Source organism: Chthoniobacter sp., assembly GCF_040003245.1.
Classification (GTDB): Bacteria; Verrucomicrobiota; Verrucomicrobiia; order Chthoniobacterales; family Chthoniobacteraceae; genus Chthoniobacter.
Genome location: NZ_JBDUCX010000071.1, coordinates 13,765 through 28,050 on the forward strand (window position 1 = coordinate 13,765; position 14,286 = coordinate 28,050).

The 14,286-nt window shown below is 64.5% G+C and carries 10 protein-coding genes, 1 tRNA gene and 1 pseudogene; all 12 read right to left on the reverse strand.

The window, feature by feature from the left end:
- Positions 1-22: 22 nt before the first annotated feature.
- Positions 23-2,473, reverse strand: coding sequence for a DUF3857 domain-containing transglutaminase family protein (locus ABJF10_RS11960; RefSeq protein ID WP_348544805.1), 2,451 nt, complete (start codon positions 2,471-2,473; stop codon positions 23-25).
- A 13-nt stretch (positions 2,474-2,486) separates the two neighbouring features.
- Positions 2,487-3,683 carry a tryptophan synthase subunit beta gene (trpB, locus tag ABJF10_RS11965; RefSeq protein WP_348544806.1) on the reverse strand — a complete coding sequence of 399 codons (1,197 nt, stop codon included), beginning with the start codon at positions 3,681-3,683 and terminating at the stop codon, positions 2,487-2,489.
- Between the two features lie 695 nt (positions 3,684-4,378).
- Positions 4,379-5,998 (reverse strand): fucose isomerase, encoded by a 1,620-nt coding sequence (locus ABJF10_RS11970; RefSeq protein ID WP_348544807.1) that lies wholly within the window; start codon positions 5,996-5,998, stop codon positions 4,379-4,381.
- Positions 5,999-6,128: 130 nt separating this feature from the next.
- Complete coding sequence (locus ABJF10_RS11975) at positions 6,129-7,727, reverse strand: ribulokinase (RefSeq protein WP_348544808.1); 1,599 nt, start codon at positions 7,725-7,727, stop codon at positions 6,129-6,131.
- Between the two features lie 40 nt (positions 7,728-7,767).
- A pseudogene (locus ABJF10_RS11980) lies at positions 7,768-8,672 on the reverse strand (dihydrodipicolinate synthase family protein).
- An 11-nt stretch (positions 8,673-8,683) separates the two neighbouring features.
- Positions 8,684-9,766: a sialidase family protein gene (locus ABJF10_RS11985; RefSeq protein ID WP_348544809.1), complete on the reverse strand. Its 1,083-nt coding sequence runs from the start codon at positions 9,764-9,766 to the stop codon at positions 8,684-8,686.
- Positions 9,763-11,694: a VCBS repeat-containing protein gene (locus tag ABJF10_RS11990; RefSeq protein ID WP_348544810.1), complete on the reverse strand. Its 1,932-nt coding sequence runs from the start codon at positions 11,692-11,694 to the stop codon at positions 9,763-9,765. Before ABJF10_RS11990 ends, ABJF10_RS11985 begins: the two co-directional genes overlap by 4 nt.
- Positions 11,695-11,708: 14 nt before the next feature.
- Positions 11,709-12,509 carry a GntR family transcriptional regulator gene (locus tag ABJF10_RS11995; protein WP_348544811.1) on the reverse strand — a complete coding sequence of 267 codons (801 nt, stop codon included), beginning with the start codon at positions 12,507-12,509 and terminating at the stop codon, positions 11,709-11,711.
- Positions 12,510-12,599: 90 nt separating this feature from the next.
- Entirely contained in the window at positions 12,600-12,857 is a 258-nt protein-coding gene (gene bamE / locus ABJF10_RS12000) for an outer membrane protein assembly factor BamE (protein ID WP_348544812.1), read from the reverse strand.
- 45 nt (positions 12,858-12,902) lie between these two features.
- On the reverse strand, positions 12,903-13,694 hold the full coding sequence (locus ABJF10_RS12005) for an NIPSNAP family protein (RefSeq protein WP_348544813.1): 792 nt from the start codon (positions 13,692-13,694) through the stop codon (positions 12,903-12,905).
- A 102-nt stretch (positions 13,695-13,796) separates the two neighbouring features.
- A tRNA-Ala gene (locus ABJF10_RS12010) sits at positions 13,797-13,869 on the reverse strand.
- A gap of 78 nt (positions 13,870-13,947) precedes the next feature.
- Positions 13,948-14,286 (reverse strand): glycosyltransferase (locus ABJF10_RS12015; protein WP_348544814.1); only part of this gene is annotated, 339 nt, incomplete at its 5' end.

Consider the following 14,286-nt stretch of genomic DNA (forward strand, 5'->3'; position numbering starts at 1 on the left):
CGCGGCGGATAGGAAGCTCACTTTACGATAAGAGGAAGTAGACCATGAAAAGGAGGAGCGCGGTGCCAATCGCGATCGCGATCAAAAAGTAGAGATGCTGCCGCTGGCGCCGCTGACGGCGCTGGCTGCGCGGCCGGCGAGGACCGCGCGACAGCATCGAGCGATCCAAGGGAGGCGGCGCGGTCGGCAGGGGCGGCGGTCCGGAAGGCCGCGGAGGTGGCAGGGGATTGGGCCGTTTGACGTCACCCCGCTCGAGAACCGCGGCCGGAAACCTCGCGGGAGCGAGCTTGTCGCGCCGGGGAACCACGCTGCCCTTTTCCAGGGAGGCCCTCGAAGCCAGCGGCGGCGCCACCTCCCCAGACGGGACCGGAGCCGGATCGGTCGCGGCGCGCGAGCCCGGTTCCGCCGTGCCGGACGGTTGCGCGAGGGACGGCGGGGCGGCGCGAGGGATTCTTCGAGGGAGCAGGTTTTCCGGCGCACGATTCCTCCACGGGACCGTCGAGCCGCGTGGCAACTGTCCCATCACGATGGTGAGCGGCCACACCTCGCGCACCTTTTCCTTGTGCTCTTCGAATTCTTTCGCCGGCACGTGGTCGGCGAGGACCTGGACGCGGTAGGTGACGGACGACATGCCGGAGCGCTGCTCGAGATGGCAGGAGAAGCGAAAGGCTTTGGCCTCGACATGGGCATTGCGGCCGAGGTTTTGCGACAGACCGGAGGAGTCCATCTCGATGATATGGCGGATGCGGCAGGGAAAGCGCATTTCCCACGGGTGCCGGCGCTTGCCGGATTCAAAAAAGCCGAGGACCGACTGGATGGCGTGCGCGCGAAACCGGAAGAGGAAGAATTTCCCGTCGGGCGTAGGAAAGAGGACGTCGCGCAGATCGAAGGCCTCGGCGAGCACCAGTTCATTGTGCGCGCGGTCGTCCTGCCACTCGAGCTTGCCGACGCGTTGCGTGCCGGCGAAGAGCTGCTGGTAAAACAGTTCCCGCTGGCGGGCGAAAGCTTCCACGCCATCGTGCGCGAGGCTGCGGCGCCATTTTTCCGCTTCGCGTCCCGTGGCGGTGACTTGCACGCGCAGGCTCGAGGCGCGTCCGCTGGTATCGAGGAAAAAAGTCTCCCGCAATTCCAGGCCATCGTTCGATTCATCGCTGGGAATCGGCTCCAGGTCTTCCACCCCGGGGCCGAGCGGCAGGCCGAGTTTGAATTGCGCGGTCGGACGCGACAGGACCGAACCGCCCTGGTAGGGCAGCGTCACATCGATCCAGCGGCGGCGGCCGTCGACCTCGTACTCGACGATCACGTGGTTGAACGCGCCCGGCATGGGCAGATAGTCGCCGACGGATTGGTGGAGCTCCGTATCCACCAGGACGGGACGCGTCGGGATGCCGAGCAGCCGCAGCAGATGCGCGGCGAGGAAGGACTTGTCTTTGCAATCGCCGAAGCCGCGCTTGAGGACCACGCCTGGGGAGGCCGGAATCTGGCCGCCCAGCTCGGTATCGACGCTCAAGTAACGGATCTCATCCTGGAGAAACGTGAGCACGCGCTCCGCGCGCAGCGCCGGGGTGGCCGCCTCGGAGGTGATCGACGCGATCAGGCGGAGGACTTCGGGGTGTTGCAGTTCTTCCGGCCAGGCGGCGACCAATCCCGAGGCCACTTCCGCCCAGGAGGCAAAGTCCGCGACCTGGATCCACGGGTTTTCAAAATGCCAGCCGGGGACATTGGGCTCCGGTTCGCTGCCCGGCAGATTTTCCAGGTGCCAGGACCACTCGGTCGCGCCTTGCTCCTCGCGAATCGCCGGCGTCAATTTCGGATCGTTGCTCTTCCACCGCATCGCACGGCCGGTGGGAAAGCAGACGCGCCAATGGAAATCGCGCAGCGCGCAGGAGAGAACGGAGGTGAGCCGGCAGAAGTGTTCGGGGAAAATCCGCTCTTGGGAATGGACCGTGTAGCTGGCGTCGAGGATATCGCCGGCGCGCACATCCTCCAGGATCACGACGATCGTGAGCCGGCCATGCAGGATCAAGGATTCCAGGCCCGACTCCCGCTGGAGCACGCGCAAACGATCCGGTTGGGCATTGTCGACGGAGTGGTCGCCCCGGCGCACGAGGAGCGAATGGATCGTGATCCGTTGCGTTGCGGGATCGAAATCGAGGCGCCACTGGCTCGCCTGGTGAACGGCGCTGATGGTGTCGAGGCGCGTGACCCGGCGCACATAGCTTTCCTGCCGCCCGGCATCGTGCTGGCCATCGAGGAGCAGCACCGGATTGGAGCCCTTGTGCTGGCGCGCGGCATCATCGAGCGGCCGCTCGATGACCCACGCGGCGACGGGACCGATCGTGATTTGCTCCGCGATCTGCGCTGGGATGACGCTGATGGTATCGGCCGCCGCGGCCGGAGCGGGCTCGGGCGTCAGCGCGTCCGGCCCCGGAGAAAAGTCGGTGGCGGGAGGTGGAGCGAAGGTCGATTCCATACCCCCGGGGCGGCTACTTCAGCAGATATTCGGCGGCCTGGGCCACGTCCTTGTCTCCGCGACCGGAGAGGTTGGCGATGATGATGTCTTCCTTCGGCATGGCCGGCGCGACTTTCAGGACATGGGCGATGGCGTGCGAGGATTCCAGCGCGGGGATGATGCCCTCGATGCGCGACAGCTTCTGGAACGCATCGAGCGCCTCGTCATCGGTGGCGAAGGCGTAATCGACCCGGCCGAGGTCGCGCAGGTAGGCGTGTTCCGGCCCGATGGCCGCGTAATCGAGACCCGCGGAAACGGAGTGGGTGAGCTGGATCTGGCCGTCGTCGTCGGCGAGCAGGTAGGTCTTCGTGCCCTGGAGCACGCCGAGCTTGCCGCCTTGGAAACGCGCGGCGTGGTCGCCATTGCGAATGCCGCGGCCACCGGCTTCGACCCCGATCATCCGGACTTCGGCGTCGTTGAGGAAAGGCCAGAAGAGGCCGATGGCGTTCGAGCCGCCGCCGACACAAGCGACGAGCAGATCGGGCAGGCGGCCTTCGCGGGCGAGGACCTGCTGGCGCGCTTCGTCGCCGATCACGCGGTGAAAATCGCGGACCATCATGGGATAAGGATGCGAGCCGAGCGCGCTGCCGAGGATGTAATGGGTGGTGCGCACGTTGGTCACCCAATCGCGCATCGCTTCATTGATCGCTTCCTTCAGCGTCTGCTGTCCGGCGGTGACCTCGACGACCTTGGCGCCCAGAAATTTCATGCGGGCGACATTGAGCGCCTGGCGCTGGGCATCGACCGCGCCCATATAGATAACGCATTCCAGTCCCGCGCGCGCGGCGACGGTGGCGGTGGCTACGCCATGCTGGCCGGCGCCGGTCTCGGCGATGATGCGCTTCTTGCCCATGCGCTGGGCGAGCAGGATCTGGCCGAGGGCGTTGTTGATCTTGTGCGCGCCGGTGTGGAGGAGGTCTTCGCGCTTCAGGTAAATCTTCGCCCCGCCGAGTTCGCGGGTGAGCCGCTCGGCGAAATAGAGCGGGGTGGGGCGCCCGGCGTATTCCTGGAGGAGCCACGAGAGTTCACGCTGAAAGGTCGCGTCCTGGCGGGCCTTGGAGTATTCCTCCGTGAGCTCGTTGAGGGCGGTCATCAGCGTCTCCGGCACAAACATTCCACCGTAGGGCCCAAAATGGCCGTGGGCATCGGGAAGTGTGGCGAGATCAATCATAGGGGCGGGGAGCCTAGGCGCGGTGGTGGGAGGCTGCAAAGGGATTTCCGGGTGGGCCTACAGATAGGCGAGGGGAGAGGAGCACGGCAAAATTTACGGGTGGGATCGAGTGGGATCCGGTGGGATTCCCAGAGTAAACGCGGGTGGGAGCCGAGTGGGAGCCCAGTGGGATTGAGCCACCGGGACTTTTGCGCGGAACGACGGGTTTGGGAAAATTTGGCAGGCTTGATTTACCTTGATTGGGCTTGATTCGCCTTGAGCCGAATTGCGTCGGATTGGGGAGCGCTGGAGAAAAAATCCGGCACGATTAGGCACGACTGGGTGCGATTGAAGGCGACTGCCGGGCTGCCAAGCCCGCCGGACGGGTGATGAATCGTCGTTGGAATAAGGAAAACTCATATTGCTTGTCGTTGTCGAAATGCCTGTCCGTCCCACTCCGAAATCCGCAGTGCCCTCCTCTGGCACACCTTCACTATAGCATCGGCGGCATACCGGTAAACTTAGCAGTTGGGATCCCAGTTCAAGAGACCACGCTCCCTCCTTTATGTCATCCTGAGCGAAGTCGAAGGATCCCGTCGCACAACCAGCCGTATCGCTGGTAGAGCGACGGGGTTCTTCGACTGCGTTACACTCCGCTCAGAATGACATAAAGGAGGGAGCGGCTTATTTCACAGCCTCCAGCGTGAATACCCACCCTACCCGCCCAGCCGCACGTCGCCGCAAAGATGGACTTCGAGGCCGAGTTCGGCGAGGGCGGCGGCTTTGATGCGGGTGGCGCGGTGGGCCTGCTTTTCGTTCGGCGCGTAGACGACCTGGATGTGGTTCGACTTGTGGCGGGCCATCATCTGGTCGCGGCTCACGCCCTTGAACACGGCGTGCATGATCGGCCATTGCGGCGTGGTTTCGCGCCAGCGGCGGGCGGTTTCGGCTTCGGGCAATTTGACCACTTCGGCGACGCCGAGGTCAGCGTGGAGCCTGCCTCCGCTAATATAGACACGGCTCCAGACGATGTGGCCGGGTTTGCTCACGCCCTTGAGCGTGCCGCCGCCAAGGCGGAAATACATCGGCGGCTGGCGTTCGCTGCTCGCGCCTTTCCATCCGCCGATGAAATGGGCGGGCGGCGCGGCGCCGCTGATGAGGAGGACCCAGACGTACTCGCCGTCGAAGTCTCCGCCCCAGCGCAGATCGTGCAGGGTGTTCTCCGGGGCCATGCCGAGCTCGCGCCACAGGCGATAGGTCACGAGGCCGTCGAGGCCGGCGCATTCGTCGACCTCGTTGAAGTGCGGCAGCGCTTCGCCTTGGAAGAGTTCGCGTTGGCCGTCGTGAGTGAAGACGGGCGGGCGGTCGACGTTGTTGAGCATGCCTTCGACGAGGTCGCTGGCGGGGGCGAGGTCCTTGAGGCCTTGCTGATATTGGATGCCGATGGCGGCGCAGCCGAATTCATCCGCGATGCGCACAGCGGCGATATACATCTTCGCCTGCTGTCGCACCTGGGCCTCGGTGAGGTCGGTTTCTTCGTTCGGTCCGAACTTGAATTGCAGGCCGCGCTTCATCAGCCAGGCGATGACCTTGTCGGCTTCGGCGTCGCTGACCGTGCGCATCGCGGCGTAGAGCGTGGACTGGCTGAGGCGTTCCTTGAAGAGGCCGGTGGGGTGGAGCAATTCGTCGGGGATGATGGCGTTGAACATGCCCATGCAGCCTTCATCGAAGACGCCGAGGATGGCTTTTTCCCGGCGCAGCCGGCGGCCGAAGTCGCGGCCGAGGCGCTCGTCTTCCGCGGGCAGCTTGAGCAGCGCGAGATCGCGGACATGGGATTGGTCGTGGGTGACGTTGCCGGTGGTGAGCCATTCCGCGAGGCCGTCCCGGAAGAAGGCGTCGGCGAAGGTTTCGCTCCACAATGTGGAGTAGCGCACGCCGGCTTTGGTGAGCGAGGCGTTGAGATTGAGCAGGCCGACGAGGCCGGGCCACATGCCGCTCCAATTTGCGACGGTGAGGATCGGGCCGCGGTGCGTGGTGAGGCCGGCGAGGACGTGATGGGAATATTGCCACACCGCCTCGGCGACGATGAGCTGGGAGTCGGGGTCGAGATGGCGGAAGACTTCCATGCCCATCTTTTGCGAGTTGATGAAGCCGTGGCCGGTTGCGCGATCGATGGGATGGGCGCGCTGGATTTTCCAGCCTTGGGCGGCGAAGGCCTTGGCGAGGGCTGCTTCCATCTTTTGCTGCGCGGGCCAGCAGACCTGATTGGCGCTGAGACGGAGATCGCCGCTGGCGATGAGGTAGGCGGTTTTGGGTGGAAGTTTGGTGGGCTTCATGGGGTGAGAGGTTGGAAGTCGAAAAAACTGCCGTCATCCTGAGCTGAGCTTGCGAAGGACCTCTGAAATCGCTCTGGCATCTTTTGCCATGCTGGTGAGGAAAGGCAGAGATCAGAGGTCCTTCGCAGGCTCAGGATGACGGGCTGGAGGGCGCTGCGGAAAAGTGCGCGGCTAGTTTGCGATAATCGGAGTAGAGGCGTTCGTAGGCGGCGCGATGTTTGGCTTTTGGTTTGATGACCGGGGCGAACTTCGCGGTGGCCATGGCGCGGATGGCGGCGGTGGGGGATGGGAAGGCATCGGCGGCGAGGGCGCCGAGGATGGCGGCGCCGAGGGCGGGGCCGTGTTTGCTGGGATGCACGGTAATGGGCGCGCCGAGGACGTCGGCGTAGACTTCGACGACCAGCGGGTTGTGATGCGGCAGGCCGCCGGTGGCGACGAAGCGATTGACGGGCACGCCGTGTTCCCGCAAGAGATCGACGATCCAGCGCACGCCGAAGGCGGAGGCTTCGAGCAACGCGCGATAGAGATGCGCAGGTGTGTGGCGCAACGTCAGGCCGGTGAACGCGCCGGTGAGGGAACCGTCCATGAGCGGGGTGCGGCAACCATTCAGCCAATCGAGGCAGAGCACGCCATCCGCGCCGGGCGCGAGCGCGGCGGCGTCTTGCGAAAGCTGACGCAAGTCGCGCTGGCCGGTGAGACGGCGCAGCCAGTCAAAGGCGTCGCCGACGGCGGCCTGGCCGGTTTCGTAGCCGGCGAATCCGGGTAGGATGCCATCGCGCACGATACCGGCGACGCCGGGGACGAAACGCTCTTCCACGCTGTTGAGCATGTGGCAGGAGCTGGTGCCAAGCACCATGACGAAGGTGCCCGGTTCCGCGGCACCGGCACCGGGAACGCCGGCGTGCGCATCGATGACCGCCGCGCTGACGGGTGTGCCTTCGCGCAGGCCGAGGCGCTTCGCCATCGCGGGAGTCAATCCGCCGGCGGAGACACCGGGCGCGAGGAGACGCCCCGGCATCTTGTCGCGGACGACGGTGGCGAACTTGGGATGGACGGCGCGGAGAAAATCTTCGCTGGGGTAACCGTCATCCGCACTCCACATGCCTTTGTAGCCGGCCTGACAGGTGGAGCGGGGCAGCGCGGAGGCGTCGCCGCCGATCAGTTGCCAGACAAACCAATCGCCGGCTTCGAGCCAGACCTCGGCGGCTTGGTAAACACGCGGCGCGCGTTCCAGTGTTTCGAGCATCTTGGGAAAGAACCATTCGAGCCCGATGGTGCCGCCATAGCGGGAGAGGAACTTTTCGCCGCGCTCGCGGGCGACCTGATTGATGCGATCGGTCTGCGCCTGCGCGCCATGGTGCTTCCAGAGCTTCGGCCAGGCCAGCGGCTCGCGTGCAAAACGCTCGACGAGACAGAGCGGGGTGCCATCGCGCAACGCGGGCAGCATGGTGCAACTGGTGAAGTCTACGCCGATACCGAGGACATCGTCGGCGCCGGCCTTCGCGGAGCGCAGGGCGCTGCGGGTGGCCTTCGCGGCGGAATCGAGCCAGTCCTGCGGATGTTGCAGCGCGTAGTGCGGCGGCAGTGGCTTTTTCGAGCCGGGCAGCGCGTCGATGATCTGCCCGTGCCGATAGTGCGCAACGGCGGAAGCGTGCTCGCGTCCGCGCAGATCGACGAGCAGGGCGCGCACGGATTCCGTGCCGAAGTCGAGACCGAGGGCGAGAGGCATTTAGGATTTAGGATTTAGGAAGTGGGACTTCGCGGCGCTGCTAGCTAGTGGCGGGCGCGATTCCCAAATCGGTGAGGACGGTGCGGACGCGGGTGCGCTCTTCTTCGCGGAAACGGTGGAAGGGTTCGGCCATGAAATCCTCGCAAACGCCGAGTTCATGGAGGGCGCATTTGATGGCTTTGATAAACGCGGAGCCGTGCCGGCCCACGCGGTAGAGCGTGGAGGAGGTGCGCATGACTTGCTGGTGCAAGGTCCGAATGCGGTCCAAATCACGGGCGATGCTGGCTTCGTAGAGGTCGACGTAAAGGCGGGGTTGCAGATTGGCGCCGCCGCAGACGCCGCCGTGGCCGCCGAGGAGCACGGATTCGGCGAGCAACTCCTCCGGGCCCATGAGCAAGGACCACTCGGGGCGCTCGGGCAGCAGGCCGACGATCTGGTGGAAGTAGATCATGTTGGCCGAGCTGTCCTTGAGGCCGACGATGTTCGAGATCTCCATCGCGCGCCGCACGGTCTCCACATCGAAGATGGTCTTCGTGTGGGTGGGCATGTTGTAGAGGAAGAGCGGGAGCGGGAGTTCGGGCGCGAGGTGCTGGACGTATTCGAGCAGCTCCGGCTGGCTGTTGGGGAAGTAGTAGGGCGGCGCGAGCACGAGGGCCTGCGCGCCGGCCTCGGCGGCGAACTGGGCGAGGTGCACGGCTTCGACGAAAGCCGTGTCGGTGATGCCGACGAGCACGGGCACGCGGCCCGCGACCTGGCGGCAGGTGCGCTCGATCAGCTCGCGACGCAGGCGATAGCTCAGGCTCGGTGCTTCCCCGGTGGTGCCGAGGACGAAGAGCCCGTGCACCCCGCCGGCGAGGATGTGTTCGATGAGCCGCTCGAGCCAGCGACGTCGAGTTCGTCGCGCGAATGCAGCGGAGTAATGATCGGAGGAATGATGCCGCGCATAAATTGGAGAGCTACTTCCCGGCGGGAGTGGCCGCTGTCGTGGACGGCCATGCGCCATCCACGATGGGGGCCACCACCAGTTTGGCAGGATCGACGACGACGTGTTTGATGCGCTGCCGCTTCCACGTGTAGATGATGTGGACGAGGCCGTCGGAGGTTTGGATCACGCCGGGATAGCTGTATTCGCCGGGCTGATTTTCCAGCACGAGCGCGGCCTGCCATGTCTGACCGTCGGAGGAGACGGCGACGTTGAGTGGGGAGCGGCCTTTGGGCGTGTGATTGTAGACGAGCAGGTGGCGACCGTCGCGGAGGGTGACGGCGTCGGTGCCGGAGTTGGGATTGGGCAGGTCGGTGAGCGTCATCCTGCCCCAAGTCTTGCCGGCGTCGTCGGACTCGATGCGGAAGAGGCGTGACTGACGGGTGCGACCGATGGAGAGGAGCTTGTCGCCGCCGAGGAAAAGGATGCTCGGCTGGATCGCGCTGATCTCCAGGCCGTCATTCAGGAACTCGGTCTTGGTCCACGTCTTGCCGAGGTCTGCGGTGCGCTCGAATTGCACGCGCCATTTGCTCGGTTTCTCCGGCGACTCCATGCTCGAGCCGCAGAGGATGGAGCCGTCGGGCATCAGCACCGGTTTGTTTTTCACGGGGCCGACGAAGCCGTCGGGAATGGTCGCGGGGGCCGACCAGGTGGCGCCTTCGTCGGTGGAGGTTTTCAGGAAACCGGTCCAACCGGCGGGGGTGCCGCCCGCCTTGTAGAAGAGCAGCAGCGGAGCATTTGGCGGTTGGAAGAGGACGGGGTTGAAGCAGGCGAAGTGCTGGCCATCGTCGAGCACGCGCGTGGCGACTTCGACCGGCTCGCTCCATTTGCCGTCGCGCTGGCGCGAGAGCCAGATGCCGACATCGGGCGCACCTTCCTTCGTGCCGCCAAACCACGCGGCGGCGAGGCCGCTTTTGGTTTGCACGATGGTGGAGGCGTGGCAACTCGGGAACGGTGCGCTCTCGTAAATGAACTCCGCTTTGACGAAGCCGGGTTGGGTGGAGAGGTCGGCCGCGAAGGCCGGAACCGCGAGGAGGGAGAGGAGCAGGTGTTTCATTTCGTGCGGGGGTTTTTGAGGTAGTAGAGGTGGCCGTCTTCGGCGCCGAGGAGCAGGTCGGGGATGCCGTCGTGGTTGAAGTCGACGGTGGTGGGGCTGGTGTCGTGCCCGGCGAGAATGAGCGGGTCGAGGTTGCCCATGTTCTTGAAAATCCATTTGCCGTCACGCTGGCCGGTCTGCTTCCAGAATTCGGCATTGCCGCTGTTGATCAGGATGTCGATCGCGCCATCGCCGTCCCAGTCGACGAGGCAGAATTTGCGGCGGCCGCTTTTGCCGGCGACGCCGGTGGCGAAGTGCAGGGGCTGGTCATGCTCGTCGCAGAAGACGCGCTGGGGCGGGAGCAGCACGAGTTTGCCGTCGCGCTTCGCGCGCTCGAAAAAGGCGAGGTAGCCTTCCTGGTCGAGCATGACGAGGTCGATGAGCCCGTCTTGATTCCAATCGACGGCATAAGGCGTGGTGCGCCATTGGGTGAGGAGCGCCTTGCCCTGCGGCTTCTGCCAGCCCCAGGCGAGCTGCGGCGCCGGGCCGTCCCACTCGACTTCGATCGGTTGCGCGGCGGCGAGCTTGGGTGCCTTGTGGGTGCCGATGTTGCGATACCACACGACCTTGCCCCAGATGGAATTGACGATGAGGTCGGGCAAGCCGTCGCCGTCCCAATCCGCCACGCTGAGGGTAGTGTAGCCCCACTTTGCCTCGGCCGGGCCCTGGATGCTGCCATTCGGACCGGCCATGATGCGGATGCGCTGGCCATCGGCTTCGAGGTATTGCGGTGCGGCCCACTTGGGACTCTCCACGCCGGGAGCGCTGAGATTTTTGATGAAGCCGATGTAGCCCGCGCTGTCGCCGCAGACGATGTCGATACTGCCATCGCTGTCCCAGTCGACACCGACTGGTGAAACCAGCGCGCCGAATTTCACGAGATCGGCTTCCTGCTGGAAGTAATGGGGCGGCAGGAAGATCGGGGTGTGATCGGCGCTGAGCTGGCCGGTGTTCTCGATGAGGGCGACGCGTCCGTCTTCATCGCCGACGACGAGATCGATGTGGCCGTCCTTGTTCCAATCCATCGCCGTGGGCATGATCATTTCCAGGTCCATGGCGACCGGCTGACCATCGGGAGTTTTCAAGCGGCGGCCCGGGGCGTACTTCGGCGCGGTACGGGTGCCGATATTTTCGAAGTAGGTGAAGCCGTCGAGGAACTCGCCGCAGATGAGGTCGAGTTTGCCGCTGCCGGTGAAGTCCGCGAAATTGGGCGACGGCCAGCCGAAGGTTTCGATGGGCTTGTCACCCGCCTGGATCTTGACCGGCGATTCGTAGACCGGCTGTTCGTTCGTGCCGCTGTTGCGGAGCAGGTAGACGTAGCCGTGCAGGGGGCCGTGCGTCCACTTGCCGGCGGCGTCGTAGGCGTTGTCCCAGCCGTAGTCGGTCCAATCATCCGCACCGACGACGAGATCGGTTTTGCCGTCGCCATCGAAGTCGACGTACTTCCAGAAATTGCCACGGACATTTTGCGCATGCACATTGGCGGGCAGCGCGAGCTTCCGCGGCTTGTCGAGCCCGGTGCGGGAAAAATCGGGATAGGTGGTGGCGGGGGAGAGGACCAGCGGCTGGCCGCTCAGATAGCTGACCTGCACGTTGGTGGTGGCCTTGCCGATCCGGCGCGCGGGTTGAAAAATCGGAAACTTGTTGGTGGCGGTGTCGCCGGTGGCGTTGCGGAAAAAATACAGGCCGTTGTACGGCTTGTCGGTGCAATTGACCAGGAGGTCGAGGTGCCCGTCGCCGTCGAAATCCATGGGCAGCGGATCGGCCCACAGACCGACGCTGAGATCAACGGTGAGGCCGGGATTGTTGTAGTGCAGCGGCTCGAGCGCGAGGCTGGGGAGCGACGTGAGGACGAGGCAGGAGAGCGTGAAGAAACGCGAGGAGTTCATTTGTTGGGGAGGGGTCAGGCTTTGGGGCGGCGGGATTTGCGGGCCGCCTGCGCTGGGGAGCGCTCGATACGTTGGAGATCGGCGAGCAAATCGTCGGGCAGGCCGAGGGGGATGGAGCGCGTGTCCGGCGCGGCTTGCGCGTGATCGTAGGACTCGAGCGCTTCGCGCATGCTGGCGCCGATATGCCCGGCCATGAGTTGGCGCGCACGATCGGCTTGCCCGCGTTTCACGGCGTCGAGGATCCCGCTATGATAACGGTAGGTTTCCTCGAGGATGGCGAGATCGTGTTCCTGGCGCGGGGTGCCAAAGATGCGGGTGAGCACGCGTGAATCGGCGATGATTTTCATCAAGCGGCGATTGCCGGAGGCGCGGAGAAGGACCATGTGAAAACCGAGGTCGGCGGAAAGCACGCGGCGCATGAGCGTGGCATTGAGCACGGCGCGCGGCGCTTTTTTCAGGGAAGTGGCGATGGAACGGATCTCGTCGCAGAGCTTGCCGAGGGTGACGAGGTCTTCCGGACTGAGTCGGCCGGCGGCTTGGGCGACGGCGTAGGGCTCGAGCGCTTCGCGAAGCTGGTAGAGTTCCTCCAGGTCGCGGCGTTCCGGGCGGCGGACGATGGTGCCGTAGCGGGGCACCTGCTCGAGCACGCCTTCCTGCTCCAGGCGCTGGATGGCTTCCCGCACCGGGGTGCGGCTGATGCCAATCTCGCGGGCGAGTGAGTGCTCGGAGATGACATGACCGGCGGGCAATTCCCCGGCGAGGAGTTTGCCGTGGATGTGCTTGTAAGCTTGATCGCGGAGGGGGTTGGTGGGCATCGAGCGGGGCGGGAGGCGGGTATATAAATACCACTGGTATACCAGCGCAAGCGAATTTTGTCAGCCCGGGATTCGATCAGAGAAAAAGGATCAATTCGGCCCGAAAGAGCGGACGCGTCCGTCGCGACCGATGATCACGTAGTAGGAAAGCGCCACCTGCGATTCGGTGAAATAGTAATCGTAGACGGTCAGGGCGCCCGTGCTGTTGGTTGTGCGCGGCTTGCCAAGCAGGCCGGTGACCTCCTGCTGGGTCATGCCGACGTGGAGCAAGGCGATGCGCTGGGGGACCGAGGAAACGCTGGCGCAACCAAACAAGAGCAGGGCGAAAAGAGGTGCGAGGCGTTTCATGAAAGCGGACGAAATGGCGGCGGGGCGGAGCGCTTCAGGAAGTAATCAAATCTCCGAGTAGCTCTCCGGCGTCAGGATCTTGTTGGTGATCTTCGAGACGATTTCCTTGTCGGCGTATTCGGGCATGGCCTTGAGCTTCTTCCAGTCATCGTCCGCGCCGAAGCGCCCCCAGGCCGCCTTGCGGGCTGCGTCATCGGGAAAGACGAGCATGTAAGTGAGATTGGGCATGCTGGAGCCGACGAGGGTCTGCCCGAAAAACACCGGAGTCAGGCCCACGCGCTGGAAGATGGGCAACTCGTGCGTATTGAACATCTCGATCTTCTTGGCGGCGGCGCGTTCATTGTGGCTCTCGTAGATGCGCAGGTTGAGCAGGTGCGGCTGGCTCGCGTCGGGCCTGGCCAGCTTGGGCATGCCCTCGATGGCGAGATGGAGCGAACTCTGGATGCGCTCGTAGACGGGATCGGCGGCGGTGGCGGCCAGATAATCGGCGCCCGCTTTTTGATGCTCCGCATCCGCGGCCAACCGGGCGGGAAGGGTGACGCATTGCCCGGCGGACGAGAAAACGACAAGGACGTAGACGGCCAGCTTTTCCGGGTCGACGCTTTCGGTGAAGACACCGACGGGGCCAATGCCGAGGCGTTTCAGCGCGGGGATGAAGGCTTTGCCAAGATAGTCGTCGAGCAGCGGCTTTTTCGCGGCCTTGAGGGTGTAGATGCGGAGTTCGTAGAGGTCGCGGCCTTTGGCGGTCGTATCTGACGCGGCGTGGGCAGTCGTCTCAAGGGCGGTGGCGCCGAGGCAGGCGGCGAGGGTGTTTTGCAGGAAGGCGCGGCGTTTCATGGGAGGAGAGGGGGTGGGGAAGTGGGCGCGCATTGTGCGCGTGCGCCGCTGCAGGATTCAAGAGCGGATCCGTCCTCTTTATCCGTCTCTATCGCAGGGAAGTGGAGCCTACCGGGTTCGAACCGGTGACCTCCTCAATGCCATTGAGGCGCTCTACCAACTGAGCTAAGACCCCGTGCGAGAGGGGTGGAAAATGCCCTTGCCTGTGGCTGGTGGCAAGGGGAATTTTCCGGGGCCTGCCAAGTGGCAGTTTCTAGAGGGGCCGAAGGATGTTTTCGTAAAAGGCGAGATACCTTTGAGCGAGGTTTTTCCAGTCGTAGTTGGCGTGGGCCCAGTCGGAGAGGGCGTTTCGCCGGGCGGCGTCCCAGCGCGGCTGTTGAAAAAAAGCGGCGAGGACCTGGCGGATGCTGTCCACGGTGGGCTGGCCGATGAAACCGCGACCAGCGGAGAGTTGTTCCGCCCATGGCGTCTCGGTGGTGGTGAGCGCGGGAGTGCCGACCTGGCAGGCTTCCAGCACGGCGAGGCCGAAATTCTCGGAGTGCGTAGGGAGGCAAAAAAGATCCGCACCTTGGAAGTAGGGCCAGCGGGAGTC